This is a genomic window from Plantibacter sp. VKM Ac-2876 (genome assembly GCF_015350715.1).
Taxonomy (GTDB): Bacteria; Actinomycetota; Actinomycetes; order Actinomycetales; family Microbacteriaceae; genus Plantibacter; species Plantibacter auratus.
Map to the genome: position 1 here is coordinate 664,514 of NZ_JADKSI010000002.1, position 14,286 is coordinate 678,799.

At 69.0% G+C, this 14,286-nt stretch carries 17 protein-coding genes and 1 pseudogene; 5 read left to right on the forward strand and 13 right to left on the reverse strand.

Features of this window, described 5'->3' with window-relative positions:
- Window positions 1-115: 115 nt before the first annotated feature.
- The 7 genes from ITJ62_RS09470 to ITJ62_RS09500 form a co-directional block, all read right to left on the reverse strand.
- The gene (locus ITJ62_RS09470) at window positions 116-439 is read right to left on the reverse strand and encodes a DUF2469 domain-containing protein (protein ID WP_071260887.1); all 324 of its coding nucleotides are present in this window, start codon (window positions 437-439) and stop codon (window positions 116-118) included.
- A gap of 12 nt (window positions 440-451) precedes the next feature.
- Entirely contained in the window at window positions 452-1,096 is a 645-nt protein-coding gene (locus ITJ62_RS09475) for a ribonuclease HII (protein ID WP_194601348.1), read from the reverse strand.
- Window positions 1,096-1,845: a signal peptidase I gene (gene lepB / locus ITJ62_RS09480; protein WP_124769107.1), complete on the reverse strand. Its 750-nt coding sequence runs from the start codon at window positions 1,843-1,845 to the stop codon at window positions 1,096-1,098. The genes ITJ62_RS09475 and lepB overlap by 1 nt, the downstream gene beginning before the upstream one ends.
- A gap of 76 nt (window positions 1,846-1,921) precedes the next feature.
- Complete coding sequence (gene rplS / locus ITJ62_RS09485; protein WP_056006851.1) at window positions 1,922-2,269, reverse strand: 50S ribosomal protein L19; 348 nt, start codon at window positions 2,267-2,269, stop codon at window positions 1,922-1,924.
- Window positions 2,270-2,455: 186 nt separating this feature from the next.
- On the reverse strand, window positions 2,456-2,986 hold the full coding sequence (locus ITJ62_RS09490; RefSeq protein ID WP_086473558.1) for a hypothetical protein: 531 nt from the start codon (window positions 2,984-2,986) through the stop codon (window positions 2,456-2,458).
- 78 nt (window positions 2,987-3,064) lie between these two features.
- Window positions 3,065-3,724 (reverse strand): response regulator transcription factor, encoded by a 660-nt coding sequence (locus tag ITJ62_RS09495; RefSeq protein ID WP_194601351.1) that lies wholly within the window; start codon window positions 3,722-3,724, stop codon window positions 3,065-3,067.
- Window positions 3,721-4,974 (reverse strand): ATP-binding protein, encoded by a 1,254-nt coding sequence (locus ITJ62_RS09500; RefSeq protein ID WP_194601354.1) that lies wholly within the window; start codon window positions 4,972-4,974, stop codon window positions 3,721-3,723. The genes ITJ62_RS09495 and ITJ62_RS09500 overlap by 4 nt, the downstream gene beginning before the upstream one ends.
- 112 nt (window positions 4,975-5,086) lie before the next feature.
- Between ITJ62_RS09500 and ITJ62_RS09505 the strand changes: the two genes are divergently transcribed.
- Together ITJ62_RS09505 and ITJ62_RS09510 are read left to right on the forward strand one after the other, a co-directional pair.
- A complete protein-coding gene (locus tag ITJ62_RS09505) occupies window positions 5,087-6,592 on the forward strand; it encodes a PspC domain-containing protein (RefSeq protein WP_194601357.1) in 1,506 nt (501 codons plus the stop codon).
- A complete protein-coding gene (locus ITJ62_RS09510) occupies window positions 6,589-6,957 on the forward strand; it encodes a hypothetical protein (protein ID WP_194601360.1) in 369 nt (122 codons plus the stop codon). Before ITJ62_RS09505 ends, ITJ62_RS09510 begins: the two co-directional genes overlap by 4 nt.
- A gap of 28 nt (window positions 6,958-6,985) precedes the next feature.
- Here the strand turns inward: ITJ62_RS09510 and trmD are convergent, their stop codons facing one another.
- From trmD to rpsP, 4 genes are all read right to left on the reverse strand, one after another.
- A complete protein-coding gene (gene trmD, locus ITJ62_RS09515) occupies window positions 6,986-7,693 on the reverse strand; it encodes a tRNA (guanosine(37)-N1)-methyltransferase TrmD (protein ID WP_194601363.1) in 708 nt (235 codons plus the stop codon).
- A gap of 141 nt (window positions 7,694-7,834) precedes the next feature.
- Window positions 7,835-8,482: a ribosome maturation factor RimM gene (gene rimM / locus ITJ62_RS09520; RefSeq protein WP_370581882.1), complete on the reverse strand. Its 648-nt coding sequence runs from the start codon at window positions 8,480-8,482 to the stop codon at window positions 7,835-7,837.
- The gene (locus ITJ62_RS09525; protein ID WP_064296312.1) at window positions 8,483-8,734 is read right to left on the reverse strand and encodes an RNA-binding protein; all 252 of its coding nucleotides are present in this window, start codon (window positions 8,732-8,734) and stop codon (window positions 8,483-8,485) included.
- Between the two features lie 2 nt (window positions 8,735-8,736).
- Window positions 8,737-9,162, reverse strand: coding sequence for a 30S ribosomal protein S16 (gene rpsP, locus ITJ62_RS09530; protein WP_064296311.1), 426 nt, complete (start codon window positions 9,160-9,162; stop codon window positions 8,737-8,739).
- 251 nt (window positions 9,163-9,413) lie between these two features.
- On the opposite strand from rpsP, the pseudogene ITJ62_RS09535 reads away from it, so the two are divergent.
- Window positions 9,414-10,521, forward strand: a pseudogene (locus ITJ62_RS09535) (glutamate--cysteine ligase).
- Window positions 10,522-10,531: 10 nt separating this feature from the next.
- Here ITJ62_RS09535 and ITJ62_RS09540 read toward each other — a convergent pair.
- Both ITJ62_RS09540 and ffh read right to left on the reverse strand, forming a co-directional pair.
- Window positions 10,532-10,912, reverse strand: coding sequence for an META domain-containing protein (locus ITJ62_RS09540; RefSeq protein ID WP_194601366.1), 381 nt, complete (start codon window positions 10,910-10,912; stop codon window positions 10,532-10,534).
- A gap of 16 nt (window positions 10,913-10,928) precedes the next feature.
- Window positions 10,929-12,482, reverse strand: a complete 1,554-nt coding sequence (gene ffh / locus ITJ62_RS09545) for a signal recognition particle protein (protein ID WP_064296308.1) — start codon at window positions 12,480-12,482, stop codon at window positions 10,929-10,931.
- A 103-nt stretch (window positions 12,483-12,585) separates the two neighbouring features.
- Here ffh and lipB point away from each other — a divergent pair, with 103 nt between their 5' ends.
- A complete protein-coding gene (gene lipB, locus ITJ62_RS09550) occupies window positions 12,586-13,260 on the forward strand; it encodes a lipoyl(octanoyl) transferase LipB (protein WP_194601369.1) in 675 nt (224 codons plus the stop codon).
- Window positions 13,257-14,273 carry a lipoyl synthase gene (gene lipA, locus ITJ62_RS09555; protein WP_064296306.1) on the forward strand — a complete coding sequence of 339 codons (1,017 nt, stop codon included), beginning with the start codon at window positions 13,257-13,259 and terminating at the stop codon, window positions 14,271-14,273. The genes lipB and lipA overlap by 4 nt, the downstream gene beginning before the upstream one ends.
- The last annotated feature ends 13 nt before the right edge of the window (window positions 14,274-14,286 follow it).

Consider the following 14,286-nt stretch of genomic DNA (forward strand, 5'->3'; position numbering starts at 1 on the left):
TCCTGGCATCCAGCCAAGCGTGCAGACGAGACTCGTTACTCAGAGGTGGGTCCGCCGTCGACGAGCGTGCGGCGAAGCGCGCCTGTGGAGCGCTGTCGGTCACGGCAACCGCGCCCTACTCGTCGAGCGTGAGTTCCTTCGGGAGCTCGAAGTCACGCGAGGACAACTGCTCGACGTTGACGTCCTTGAACGTGAGCACTCGGACGCTCTTGACGAACCGGTCGGACCGGTAGACGTCCCACACCCAGACGTCGGTCATGGAGAGCTCGAAGTAGAAGTCGTTCGCCGTGTCGCGTCGCACGAGGTCGACCTCGTTGGCGAGGTAGAACCGGCGCTCGGTCTCGATCACGTACTTGAACTGACCCACGACATCGCGATACTCGCGGTAGAGGGCCAGTTCGACCTCGCGGTCGTAGTCTTCGAACTCGTCTTCGTCCATGGTCTCTCCAGTCTACGTGTAGGCGGGCAGCCAGCTGCTCCGGTGGTGGAGGGTCAGGCCGTGCTCGGAGAGGGCCGACAGATGCTGCGCCGAGCCGTATCCCTTGTTGCCCTCCCACCCGTACTCCGGCAGTGCCTCGTGCAACTCGATCATCAGTCGGTCGCGGTGCACCTTGGCGAGTACGGACGCTGCGGCGACCGACGCGCAGTCCCGATCCGCTTTGACCCTCGTGGTGATGGTGAGCGGTCGCTGGAGCGCCCGGCTCAGCCAGTCGCTGTTGCCGTCGAGCAGGACGGTCGATCCCGCGACGTCCGCGCCGACGGCGTGCAGTTCGAGCAGTGCTCGACGGCCCGCGAGTCCGAGGCACGCGGTGATGCCGAGTTCGTCGACCTCCGCCGGACTCGCGAGTCCGACGGCCCCGTACAACACCCACTCGCGGGCCAGCGGTTCCAGGCGGGTCCTCGCTCGCTCGCTCAACAGCTTCGAGTCGCGGAGTCCCTCAGGGAACGGCCCGCACGCCGGGGCGACCAGCGCGGCGCCGACGGCGACCGGGCCGGCGATCGCTCCGCGACCCACCTCGTCCATGCCGATGACCGACGGGACACCCGTAGCGAACAGTTCGTGCTCGACCTCGAGGGTCGGTTCGCTGACGGCCATCACTCCTCTTCTGGGGCGGGGATGCCCTGGAAGACGGTCGGGTAGTTGTCGAGCCAAGCCCAGTTGCTGGACGGCCAGGTGATGACGAACGCGCGCCCGACGACGTTGTCTATCGGGACGAAGCCCCCACCGGGGGTGTCGCCGTTGTACCGGGAGTCCTTCGAGTTGTACCGGTTGTCGCCCATGACCCAGAGCGAGCCCTCCGGGACGACGATGTCGAACGGGTCTCCGGACACCTTCTCGGTGCCGGCCGGAAGCTTCACGTACGGTTCGTTCAGCGGAACCCCGTTGACCGTCATCTGCCCGAGCGGGTTGCAGCATGACACGTGGTCGCCCGGCAAGCCGATGACGCGTTTGATCAGGTGGTCGTCGCTGTCGGGAGCGACGAGGCCGAAGATCGACAGCACCCATTCGACGGCTGCGGTGACGGGAGGCTGCGGAGCCTCGACCGTCTGCGGGAGCCAGCCGCCCGGATCCTGGAAGACGACCACGTCGCCGCGGTTCAGCGAGACCACGTCGGGGACGAGCTCGTTCACCAGGATGCGGTCCTGGATCTGCAGCGTGTTCTCCATCGACCCGGACGGGATGTAGAACGACCGGACAAGGAAGGTCTTGATGAGGAAGGAGACCAGCAGCGCGACCACGAAGATGATGAGGAGGTCGCGAAGGAAGAGCAGCGCTCCGCGTTTGCCGCGAGGGCGCTGCTGGTGATCGGGCGACGCGTCTGCCGCCAGGGAATTGTCTGTCATTTAACCGCCTGAGCTCCCCACCAGCTTATCCGGTGGGGAGCTCAGGAATGATCGCGGAGGGCGACCGGGAGGATGACTAGTTGTCGCGCTTCTCCTTGATCTTCGCCTTCTTGCCACGGAGCTCGCGGAGGTAGTACAGCTTCGCGCGACGGACGTCACCGCGGGTGACGACCTCGATGTGGTCGATGTTCGGGGAGTGCACCGGGAAGGTACGCTCGACGCCGACCTGGTAGCTCACCTTGCGGACCGTGAAGGTCTCGCGGACACCCTCGTTGGAGCGGCCGATGACGACACCCTGGAAGACCTGGATACGGGACTTGTTGCCCTCGATGATGTTCACGTGCACCTTGACGTTGTCGCCGGCGCGGAAGTCGGGGATGTCCGACTTGAGGGATGCTGCATCGACTGAGTCGAGAATGTGCATGATGATTCCATCTCTGCGACCGCCACAGGTCGACCGCTGAATACGTTCGGAAGGAAGGGTGTGCCCGATGCCGGCGTTCCCCTGTGGCAGAACTGCGGAGGCACAAACAGCAATTGTGTCATGAAAGGGCCTCGGATGGGAAACCGGGCCCCGGACGACGCAGGCGACGACGGTGGATACGACCGCTCAGCGGCGCTCGTCGGGCTTCGACTCCTCGATCACGATGAACTCGCCGCCGTCGATCGGACCGGGATCGAACCGCGGCTGCGGCGGGATCGCCGATCCGGGGACCGTGCCTGGCCCGGCTGCAGCGGCCATGCGCTCGAATTCGGCCATCGTCTCCCGGGCGCGGCGTGCCGTCTCGGAGATGAGTTGCGCGATGACGCCCCAGAAGGCGGCGAGGCCGGCGACGACGCCGAGGACCGCCCAGAGGGCGACGCCCGAGCTGAACGAGCCGAAGCAGATGATCGTGATGTGCCAGAGCGTGAGCAGGCCGACGTCCGTCCAGGACACGAGCTTCGTCGTCCGGACGCTGGCCCTGGCGGAGATCAGGAACGCGATCGCGGCGAGCGCGATGGCGAGGATCGGCATGGCGATGAAGAGCCCGAACAGGCTCCAGCCGCTCTCACCGAAGAGTCCCCATCCGACGAACGGCCAGGCGGGCAGCACGAAGATCGCAGCGAATCGCCAGTAGTAGAACGCCCGACGGATGATCATGTCTCTCAGGCTACCGCCGGGCTCCTGAGCGCGCACTGGTCGTTCGCTGTCGGCCGATGTCGGTTCCGGCCCGCGTGGTCAGAGGAGCTTACGCTGCAGCGCCCAGGCGGCCAGTTCGTGGCGTGAGGACAGCTGCAGCTTGCGCAGCACGCTCGACACGTGGGTCTCCACGGTCTTCACGGAGATGAACAGCTCCGTCGCGACCTCCTTGTAGGCGTAACCACGGGCGATGAGGCGCATGACCTCCTGTTCACGGGCGGACAGCCGGTCGAGCTCGTCCACGGACTCCGCCGTCTCCCCCGTCACGGCGCCGAAGGCGTCCAGGACGAAGCCCGCGAGGCGAGGCGAGAAGACCGCGTCGCCGTCGTCCACCCGCCGTGCGGCCTCCGCGACCTCGGCACCCGAGGAGCTCTTCGTGATGTAGCCGCGTGCACCGGCCCTGATCACGCGGACGACGTCCTCGGCGGCGTCCGAGACGCTCAGCGCGAGGAACCGGGTGGCGGGCGCGGTCGTCACCGAGCCGGCGATCACGTCCGCACCACCGCCACCAGTGCCGCCCGGCAGGTGGACGTCGAGCAGCACGACCTGCGGGCGCGTCTCCCCGATCACTCGGATCGCCTCCTCCACGTCGCCGGCCTCGCCCAGCACCTCGATGCCGGGATCGAGTTCGCTGCGCAGGCCGGAACGGAAGATGGAATGGTCGTCGACGATCACGACGGTCAGTGGTCGGTCGCTCATGGTCGGCTCCTCGGAACGGTCGGGACGGTGTCGGGCTGCGGCGCAGTCGGCGCGGCGTCGTGGACGGGCAGGACGAGACGGACCTCGGTACCTCGCCCGCCGGGCCCCGAACGGATGGTCGCCTCGCCACCGATGCGCTGCATCCGGCCGATGATCGACTCCCGCACCCCGAGGCGGTCCCGCGGGACCTGTTCCAGGTCGAAGCCGGGGCCGCGGTCGGAGATCGACACCTCGATCCGCTGCGGTGCCGTCTCCAGGTAGACGGAGACGTCGCCGCCGGCGTGACGTGCCGCGTTGAGCACGGCCTCCCGTGCGGCGGCGAGGAGCGGCTCCGGGGCGTCGTCGATCGCACGCCCGACCGCGACGACGTCGACGCGCACCGCGTGGTCGGCCTCCACCGCGGCCGCGATGGTCCGCAGCTCGGTCGCGAGGTCGCCCGTCGGAGCGGTCCCGCCGGAGAAGAGCCAGTTCCGCAGCTCGCGCTCCTGTGCCCGCGCGAGACGGGACGCCTCGCTCCCCGGACCGGCCTGCTGCTGGATGAGCGCGAGCGTCTGGAGCACGGAGTCGTGCAGGTGCGCGGCGATCTCGGCGCGGTCGGCCTCGCGCATCCGCGCGGCGCGCTCGTCGGCGAGGTCGCGGTTGAGCTGGAGCGCCCAGGGGGCGATGACCACGGCGACCCCGAGGAGCACGGCGATCGCGGCGACGATGACCGTCCACATGTTCGGGCGGTCACCGGTGACGAAGAACAGGAGGATGCCGAGGACGACGAGGACGAGCGCTCCGAGCACGCGGATCAGGAGGGCACGTGAGCCCTCACCGCGACCACGCTCGCCGAACTGCCGCCACGCGAGTGCGGCTCCCGCGAGGACGACGATGACGGGGATGACGGCCTCGAGCGGGATGTCCAGCCCGGTCCGGGTCGCGATCAGTGCGGTCCCGGCCGCGAGCAGGGCGATCCCGAGCAGCACCTCCGTGATCGGCGCGCGACGGGGGCCGTCGAGGTCCTCTCCGTCGTCGTTGGAGGCAGGCCGGAGCAGGTGCTCCCGGGGATCGAGCGGTGCGTCCGCGCCCTGCGTCGGCGTCATGACCCACAGCCACACGTAGAGGAGCAGGCCCGCTCCGCCGCAGCACGCGAGGATGACCGTCGCCGTCCGCACCGCGGCGACGGGGAGACCGGTGTGCTCGGCGAAGCCGGCGCAGACACCGCCGAGCAGGCGGCGCCTCGGACGGATCATCACCTCGGTTCCCATGGAGCCATCCAAGCAGTTCGGGGTGCGGTCGGCACCCTGGGACGGCAGGATCAGGGTGCACTCAGGGTCATGCCGGATGGGCCCGACCCGGACGCTTCGCCAGAATCGGAGCATGACGAACCACAGCACGCCGCCCACCGGAGCAGAACCGGGGGCACCAGCCCCGCAGGATCCGACGACCCGCTTCTTCGACTGGTGGCGGTCCACCGGTCTCCGTCGCTCGAGCGACTCGTGGCTCGGCGGTGTCGCCGGTGGTGTCGCGGCCCGGCTCGGCCTCGATCCGATGATCGTGCGCGGAGCCCTCATCGTCATCGCGATCCTGGGCGGGCCGGTCCTCTTCGTCTACGCCGCGGGCTGGGCGCTCATCCCCGACCAACAGGGTCGGATCCACCTCGAGCGTGCGATCCGGGGCGTCTTCGACCCGGCGATCGTCGCGATCGGCATCCTCGCGGTCCTCACCGCCGTGCCGTTCATGCGCGGCCTCTGGTGGGACGGCGTGCCGCATGCGTGGAACCTGCCCGGGTGGCTGGAGTCGACCATGACCGCCGGTTGGGTGATCGCCCTGGTCGCCGCAACTGTCTGGCTGATCGTGATGTTCTCCCGCCGCGACCCAGGGCGGGCGACTCCGCCTGAGACACCGACGCAACGCGACCCGTGGACCAGCGAGGCCTCGATCCCGAAGCCGACGGCACCATCGCCCACGGCCTCCCCCTCGGGCCCTGCCGGCTCGGCTCCGGCCTCCCCCGGTGCCGCGAACCCGGTGTCGCTCGCGAAGGTCGACGGTTCGCCAGGTGATGCGGGCGTGACCGTCCCGCTCCCTGGAGCCGTCACCGCCACCGCGTGGGACGGGGCTCCGAGCCAGCAGCGCGGTTGGACGAGTCAGGAGTTCCGGGACGAGATGAGCCGCCAGCGAGCCGAGCAGCAGGCCGAGCGTGAGACGAAGGCTCGAGAGCGTCGTGCGCAACACCCTGGAGCGGCCTTCGTGGCGATCACCCTCGGACTGGCGCTGCTCGCCGGTGCCGGCGCGGCCGTCATCGCGGCGAGCGCCGGGTTCTCGGTCCCGGTCGTCGTGGTCATCGGGCTCGCCGCAGCGCTCGGTGCACTCGCCGTCGCGACGATCGTCGCGGGCATCAGCGGACGGGAGAGCGGCTGGCTCGGACTGTTCACCTGGGCCGCCGTGATCTCCTTGCTCGCCACCGGGGTGTTCCCACTCGGCTCCTCCTTCCTGCCGGTCGGACGCACGACCTGGACCGTGACGTCGACGGATGCGGACGACCGACGCGGCTACGTGATGATCGCCGGCCAACCCACGCTCGACCTCGGCGAACTCGCCGACGACGACGCGTTGCGCGGTGGCACGATCGACGTGTGGATCCTCGCAGGCGAGGTCGACGTGCTCATCCCCGAGGACGTGCCGGTGATCGTCGAGTTCTCAGCGATCGCGGGCACCCTGGACACGGGACGCGACGGTCGGGACAGGACGGACCGACGCGGCGGAGCCCTCTTCCAGGATGAGGCACGGTACGGACGAACGGCGTCAGGAGACACGACGCGGGTACGGGTGTGGACGGTCGCCGGCAGCGCTGTCGTGACCGAGGAAGCGGAGGCGGGACGATGAGCGAGCAGGACGACCGGACCGGAGCGGCGGACATGTCGTCCCCAGCCGACGCGGCGACGGAACCGACTCCTTCGGAGACCGCTCAGACGGCCGCCACGGAGTCGACCAGAGCCCAGCCGACCACTGCACAGACCGCAGATGAGCCGAGGAGCGATGTCGGCCCGAAGGACCGAGGCGGTCGACCACCGCGCTTCGGCACGATCCTCTGGGGCGTGCTCCTGCTCGTCTTCGCCGGCGCCATGCTCGTCACCAACCTCACCGAGGTGCGCATCGACCCCCTGGGGTGGATCACCGGGGCGATCATCGCGACCGGGGCAGTCCTCGTCGTCGCCGGCATCGCCGCCGCCGTGCGGCGTCGACCCTGACAGCCGTCAAGCACGGAACCCTGCGCGCTCAGGCGTCCGGCTCGTCGGTGGGCAGCAGATCCGGGCGGACCTCGCGGGTCCGCTCGATCTGCTGCTGACGACGCCACGTGGCGATCGCACCGTGGTTGCCACTCAGGAGCACCGGCGGCACCGGGAGTCCTCGCCACTCAGCCGGCTTCGTGTAGCTCGGGTACTCGAGCAGCCCGTCTTCGTGCGACTCCTCGACGAGACTCTCGGGGTTGCCGACGACCCCCGGGACGAGCCGACCGATCGCCTCGATCATCGCCATCACGGCGACCTCTCCCCCGTTGAGGACGTAGTCGCCGAGGCTCACCAGCCGGACCCGCGCTCGGCTGGCCGTGTGGTCGAAGACGCGGTGGTCGATGCCCTCGTACCGGCCGCAGCCGAACACGAGGTGCGGCTCGGCCGCGAGCTCGCGGGCCATCGCCTGGGTGAACACCTCACCCGCCGGGGACGGGAAGATGACCAACGGCTCCTCCTCGGTGTCGTCACCCAGGATGCCGTCGAGCGCCTCACCCCAGGGCTCCGGCTTCATGACCATGCCGGCTCCCCCGCCGTACGGGGTGTCGTCGACGGTGCGGTGACGGTCGTGCGTCGAATCCCGCAGGTCGTGGACGTCCAATTCGATGAGCCCGCTCTGCTTCGCCTTGCCGAGCAGCGAGAGGTCCAGGGCATCGAAGAAGGTCGGGAAGATCGTGACGATGTCGATGCGCATGAGGAGCAGTCTATTCGCGCGACGGTCGTCGTCTCGGTCGCGTCGGTCAGCCGATACGACGACGACGGAGGCGCCGGTTGCACGCAACCGACGCCTCCGTCGTGGGTGTTCCGAGCCGGGAGAACCGACTCGGAACGGGATCTACTGCTCCGGCTGCGACGCTCCGGTGTCGACCTGAGCCTCGTCGGAGGCCTCGGATTCGACTGGGCCGGCCGTCGTCGTCTCGGGGGCGTCGTCGGCCTCCGGGAGTTCCTCGAACAGGCCGGTTGGCGGCGTGACCGTGACGATCCCGGCGGTGATGTCGACCGTGGGGACGATCGCCTTCACGAACGGGACCATGACCTCGCCGTCGCCGGTCTTCACGATCAGGAGGTCCTGAGCCGGGAAGTGGTCGACGCGAGCGACGGTACCGACGGCGACGCCGTCGCGGTGCACGGCCAACCCGACGAGCTGGTGGTCGTACCACGCGTCGTCATCGACCGGCAGCTCGGTGGGGTCCTGCTCGACCCAGAGGATCGCCTTCACGAGGGTCTCCGCCTCACTGCGATCGGAGATGCCGACGAAGAAGGCGACCGGCTGGCTGTTGTACCAGCGCAGTTCGATCAGCTCGAGCGTCTTGCCGCGCCACTTCGATCCTGCGGGGACCTGGAGCGTGAACGTCGCGCCCGGGGTGAACCGGTGCTCCGGCTCATCCGTGTAGAGCTCGACCTTCAGGGCGCCCTTCAGGCCATGGGCTTTCGTGAGCCGACCGACCCGCAACTGGGTCTTCGGCTCCGTCTCGTCCGCCACCTACGCGCTGGCGCCGGAGGCGTCCGTGTCGACCACGTCGACTCGGACCCGCCGACCGTCTGCCAGCGCTGCCACGAGGGTGCGCAGGGCTTTGGCCGTCCGGCCGGCACGACCGATGACCCGGCCGAGGTCCTCGGGGTTCACACGAACCTCGAGGACCTCGCCACGGGCGGAGTTCTGTGCCGTGACGCGAACGTCATCCGGGTGATCGACGATCCCCTTGACGAGATGTTCGAGCGCGGGAGCGAGCAAGACTACGCCTGCTCTGCTTCAGCGGCGTCGGCAGCGGGCGCCTCGGCCTCGGCCGGAGCAGCCTTGGCCGCGGGGGCCTCAGCCTTCGGCTTGAGGACGGGCTTCTTCTTCTCGTCGGCGACGAAGGCGGCCTTCGGCTCCTTGACGCGGACGGTGCTCACGGCGTCCTTGTCGCCCTTGAACTTGCCCCAGTCACCGGTGAGCTTGAGGAGTGCTGCGACCTGCTCGGTCGGCTGGGCGCCGACGCTGAGCCAGTACTGCGCACGCTCGGAGTCGACCTCGATGAACGAGGGCTCCTCGGTAGGGTGGTACTTGCCGATCTCCTCGATGACACGACCGTCGCGCTTCGTGCGCGAGTCTGCGACGACGATGCGGTAGTACGGCGCACGGATCTTGCCGAGACGCTTGAGACGGATTTTGACAGCCACGATTCTCCTGAATGATGTGATGTTTGATGTGCTCGCTGCCGAAAGGTGGGGCCACACGCTCGACGCGAAAACTGTGGTTGCTGCGGGCGTCGGATAGAGGGTCGAACTCCGCGCAGACTCAACTCTCTATTCTGCCAGACATCGGGCGATCTGGGTAATCCGACGACACCGATACCGGATGACCCCTCCACCCCGTGTGAAGATGGGCTGGCGCGCGGCATCCGGCCGCGCCCTGCGGGAGGTCGACGCCAATGCCCATCGAGTTCGCCAGATCCGAGCGTTCGACCGTCGGCCTCGAATGGGAGGTCGCCCTCGTCGACCGCGACACCGGCGATCTCGTCGGCGCCGCGGACACCGTCCTGTCGGAACTCCGCCCGAGCGACGGTTCCGATCATCCGCAGATCACCAACGAGTTACTCCTCAACACCGTCGAGCTCGTCTCGGGCGTGCACCACACGGTCCCCGAGGCGATCGCTGACCTCGAGGGCCAGCTGGCCGAGGTGCGGGCGATCACGGATCCGATGGGCGTCGAACTCATCTGCAGCGGTTCGCACCCGTTCGGCCAGTGGTACGACCAGCAGGTCACCGACAAGCCCCGGTACCACAAGCTCATCGACCGTACCCAGTGGTGGGGCCGCAACATGATGATCTGGGGCGTGCACGCGCACGTCGGCGTCGAGACGGTCGACAAGGTCCTCCCGATCATGAACGGGCTGCTGACCTATCTGCCCCACCTCCAGGCACTGTCGGCGTCCAGCCCCTACTGGGGCGGGGTCGACACCGGGTACGCGTCGAACCGCGCGCTCATGTTCCAGCAGCTCCCGACGGCGGGTCTCCCCTACCAACTCTCCGACTGGGAGCAGTTCGAGGCCTACGTCGACGACATGACGGTGACCGGCATCATCGAGGACCACACCGAGGTCCGCTGGGATGCGTGCGTGCGACGGGGCGTCGACCGTCGCGGAGTTCGGCGCCCTCGCCTCGCTCATCCACTGCCTCACCGAGCACCTGTCCGACCGCCTCGACGCCGGAGAGCGCCTGCAGACCCTGCAGCCGTGGTACGTCCGCGAGAACAAGTGGCGTGCGGCCCGGTACGGCCTCGACGCCGAGATCATCCTCGACTCCTCGGGCCACGAGCGCCTCGTGACCGACGACCTCCACGACCTGCTCGACACCCTCGCGCCGGTCGCCCGTCGGCTCGGCTGTGCGGACGAACTGGCGAGCATCGCAACGATCATCGAGCACGGCGCGAGCTACCAGCGGCAGCTCGCCGTCGCCCACGCGAACGGCGGCAGCCTGCAGGCGGTCGTGAGCTCGCTCGCGAAGGAGCTGCGACACGGGGTCCAGCCCTCCGCCTGACGAGGCGGCGTCACTCCGCGCGGTCGAGCGTCCCGATCCGCGCGCCGGCGTCGTCGGTCACGGTCAGGCGGCCGCCGTCGTCCGAGAGCGTCGCCTGTGCGATCCCCCGCAGCCAGGTGTCGACGCCCGGGCACGCCATCAGGGTGCTCGCGACGTCGGAGACGACGACCGCGTCGTCCTCGGCGCGCCAGGAGCCGGAGAGGCTGTTGCAGCCGTCCGAACCACTCACGCGACCGTCGTCGGTGAACACCAGGTGCGGGTCGGCAGCGCCGGTCCCCTCACCCCAGGTGCCCAGGACGCGTTCGCCCGGAGACGGAGCGGAGCACCCGGCGAGCATGCCCGCGGCCAGAACGACTGCGACGACCGAGGCCGGTGCCCTCAGCGCGCGCATACCGCCTCCGCTCGACTCAGCGACCCAGGAACTTCTGCAGCTCGGCGAGCTCCGCCTCGGTCGGGGCCGCTGATCCCGACGACGAACCGCCGCCGAGGCCGAATCCAGCGCCCGTAGCGGCAGCCTGCGTCTCGACGGCGCCGGCGTTCTCCGCCGCGCGCTTGGCCGGGTTGCCCGAACGGGAACCCTTCTTCTTGGCCTGCGGCTTCGGTCGGTTCGTCCGTGCACCGGGGACCGGACCCATCCCGGGGATGTTCGGCACGCCACCCTTGGCGACGGTCTTCATCATCTTGGCCGCCTGCTCGAAGCGGTTGACGAGGGCGTTGACCTCGGTGACGGTCATGCCGGAACCCTTGGCGATGCGCAGGCGACGGGATCCGTTGAGGATCTTCGGGTTCGTGCGCTCGGCGGTGGTCATCGACTGGATGATGGCCTCGGTGCGGACGATCTCGCGCTCGTCGAAGTTCTGGAGCTGCTCCTTCATCTGCCCCATGCCGGGGAGCATGCCCATCATCTTCTTGATGGAACCCATGCCGCGCAGCTGCTGCATCTGCTTGAGGAAGTCGTCGAGCGTGAAGGAGTCGGTCGCGAACTTCTCCGCGACCTTGCGCGCCTCCTCCTCGTCGAAGTTCTGCTGCGCCTGCTCGATGAGGGTGAGGATGTCACCGAGGTCGAGGATCCGGCTCGCCATGCGGTCGGGGTGGAAGGGCTCGAAGTCGTCGAGACCCTCACCGGTCGACGCGAACATGATGGGGCGTCCGGTGACGGAGGCGATCGAGAGTGCCGCACCACCGCGGGCGTCGCCGTCGAGCTTGGAGAGCACCACGCCGGTGAAGTCGACGCCGTCGAGGAAGGCCTTGGCCGTCGCGACCGCGTCCTGACCGATCATCGCGTCGATGACGAAGAGGACCTCGTCGGGATCGACCGCCTTGCGGATGTTCGACGCCTGCTTCATGAGCTCGGCGTCGACGCCGAGTCGTCCGGCGGTGTCGACGATGACGGTGTCGTAGAGCTTCTGCTCGGCGAACCGGACGCCGTCGCGGGCGACCTTGACCGGGTCGCCGACCCCGTTGCCGGGCTCGGGAGCGTAGACGGGGACGCCCGCCTGCTCGCCGACGACCTGGAGCTGGTTGACGGCGTTGGGGCGCTGGAGGTCGGAGGCGACGAGGAGCGGCGTGTGGCCGTCCTTCTTGAGCCACTTGGCGAGCTTGCCCGCGAGTGTCGTCTTTCCGGCACCCTGGAGTCCGGCGAGCATGATGACGGTCGGCGGCTTCTTCGCGAACTCGAGACGGCGCTGCTGTCCGCCGAGGATCGTGACGAGCTCGTCGTTGACGATCTGGACGACCTGCTGCGCCGGATTGAGGGCCTTGCTCACCTCGTCGCCGAGGGCGCGCTCGCGTACGCGACCCGTGAAGTCCTTGACGACGTCGAGTGCGACGTCCGCGTCGAGGAGGGCGCGACGGATCTCGCGGACGGTGCCGTCGACATCGGCCGCGGAGAGCTTGCCCTTGGTGCGGAGGTTCTTGAACGTATCCGCGAGGCGGTCAGAGAGTGTGCCGAACGTTGCCATGATCCCTCCAGTTTAGGGCAGACCGCGGCGCGAGCCGGTCGATCACCGGAACGGTCGGGAGATGAGTATTTGGACGGCGTCCAACAATGCTATCGTGGCGGCCATGACACAGTTCCTCATCGCCGGGCTCGCGCCCGCATTCGTCCCGTACCGCGAGGGTTGGGCGCTGCAGCGTCGGGTCCATGAGGCGGTCGTCAGCGGTGAAGGGCCGGAGCACCTCATCCTGTGCGAACACGAGCCCGTGTACACGGCGGGTAAACTGACCCGGCCGCATGAGCGTCCCGACGACGGCACACCGGTCGTCGAGGTCGATCGCGGCGGCCGCATCACCTGGCACGGACCCGGACAGCTCACCGGCTACCCGATCGTCCGCCTCCCGGAGCCGGTCGACGTCGTCGCGCACGTCCGCCTGCTCGAGGAGGTCATGCTGCAGACGATCACCGAGCTCGGCGTCATCGGTCGCCGCATCGACGGCCGGTCGGGTGTCTGGGTCGACCCGGTCGCCGGCGGACCTGCCGCGAAGATCGGCGCCGTCGGTGTCCGGGTGCAGGCCGGGGTCACGCTGCACGGCTTCGCGCTCAACTGCGACAACTCCCTCGAGCCCTTCGGCCACATCGTCGCGTGCGGCATCGCCGATGCCGGGGTCACCACGATCAGCGCCGAACTCGGTCGACGGATCACGCCGAGCGATGTCGCCGAGCGCGTCTCCGAGATCTTCGAAGCACTCCGGCCCGGCTGGACGGCCGCGTCCGTGACCACGATCGGAGCGGCCGCGTGAGCGGCTGCGGCGCACCGGCACCCGCTCCCGCGGCGGACACCGGCGGACGGAAGCTCCTGCGGCTCGAGGTCCGGAACGCCCAGACCCCCATCGAGCGGAAGCCCGACTGGATCAAGACCCGCGCGACGATGGGACCCGAGTACCGACAGCTCCAGGCGCTCGTGCAGGAGGAGGGCCTGCACACGGTCTGCCAGGAAGCCGGCTGCCCGAACATCTTCGAGTGCTGGGAGGACCGCGAGGCGACCTTCCTCATCGGCGGGTCGCAGTGCACGAGGCGCTGTGACTTCTGCCAGATCGACACCGGCAAGCCGGCCGACTACGACCGCGACGAGCCACGGCGGGTGGCCGACTCGGTGCAGCGGATGCGGCTGCGCTACGCGACCGTCACCGGTGTGGCGCGCGACGACCTCCCCGACGAGGGGGCGTGGCTGCACGCCGAGACCGTCCGGCGCATCCACGAGACGAACCCGGGGACGGGGGTCGAGATCCTCGCGACCGACTTCTCCGGCAACCCCGACCTCCTCGGCGAGGTGTTCGCCTCCCGTCCGGAGGTGTTCGCACACAACGTCGAGACGGTCCCACGCATCTTCAAGCGCATCAGGCCCGCCTTCCGTTACGAGCGCTCCCTCGACGTCCTGACCCAGGCGCGTGCCGCCGGCCTCATCACGAAGTCCAACCTCATCCTCGGGATGGGCGAGGACCGGAGCGAGATCAGTCAGGCGCTCGAGGATCTGCACGAGGCCGGCACCGACATCATCACCGTCACCCAGTACCTCCGGCCGACGCCTCGACACCTCCCCGTGGACCGCTGGGTCAAGCCGCAGGAGTTCCTCGAGATCAAGGAGGAGGCCGAGGAGATCGGGTTCCTCGGTGTGCTCGCAGGTCCGCTCGTCAGATCGTCCTATCGCGCCGGACGCCTGTGGGCGCAGTCGATGACGGCGAAGGGCCGCGAGGTCCCCGAGGGACTGCAGCACCTCGCAGACGCCTCACTCGGCTTCGCCCAGGCGGTCTGAGGCCGACGCCCCG

Coding starts and splice junctions, on each gene's coding strand:
- ITJ62_RS09475 (WP_194601348.1), bottom strand. CDS start 1,096: ATGGCCGTCAGCGAACCGACCCTCGAGGTCGAGCACGAACTGTTCGCT.
- ITJ62_RS09495 (WP_194601351.1), bottom strand. CDS start 3,724: ATGAGCGACCGACCACTGACCGTCGTGATCGTCGACGACCATTCCATC.
- ITJ62_RS09500 (WP_194601354.1), bottom strand. CDS start 4,974: ATGGGAACCGAGGTGATGATCCGTCCGAGGCGCCGCCTGCTCGGCGGT.
- ffh (WP_064296308.1), bottom strand. CDS start 12,482: ATGGCAACGTTCGGCACACTCTCTGACCGCCTCGCGGATACGTTCAAG.
- rplS (WP_056006851.1), bottom strand. CDS start 2,269: ATGCACATTCTCGACTCAGTCGATGCAGCATCCCTCAAGTCGGACATC.
- ITJ62_RS09505 (WP_194601357.1), top strand. CDS start 5,087: ATGACGAACCACAGCACGCCGCCCACCGGAGCAGAACCGGGGGCACCA.
- ITJ62_RS09540 (WP_194601366.1), bottom strand. CDS start 10,912: ATGCGCGCGCTGAGGGCACCGGCCTCGGTCGTCGCAGTCGTTCTGGCC.
- ITJ62_RS09510 (WP_194601360.1), top strand. CDS start 6,589: ATGAGCGAGCAGGACGACCGGACCGGAGCGGCGGACATGTCGTCCCCA.
- ITJ62_RS09490 (WP_086473558.1), bottom strand. CDS start 2,986: ATGATCATCCGTCGGGCGTTCTACTACTGGCGATTCGCTGCGATCTTC.
- ITJ62_RS09470 (WP_071260887.1), bottom strand. CDS start 439: ATGGACGAAGACGAGTTCGAAGACTACGACCGCGAGGTCGAACTGGCC.
- lepB (WP_124769107.1), bottom strand. CDS start 1,845: ATGACAGACAATTCCCTGGCGGCAGACGCGTCGCCCGATCACCAGCAG.
- trmD (WP_194601363.1), bottom strand. CDS start 7,693: ATGCGCATCGACATCGTCACGATCTTCCCGACCTTCTTCGATGCCCTG.
- lipB (WP_194601369.1), top strand. CDS start 12,586: ATGACACAGTTCCTCATCGCCGGGCTCGCGCCCGCATTCGTCCCGTAC.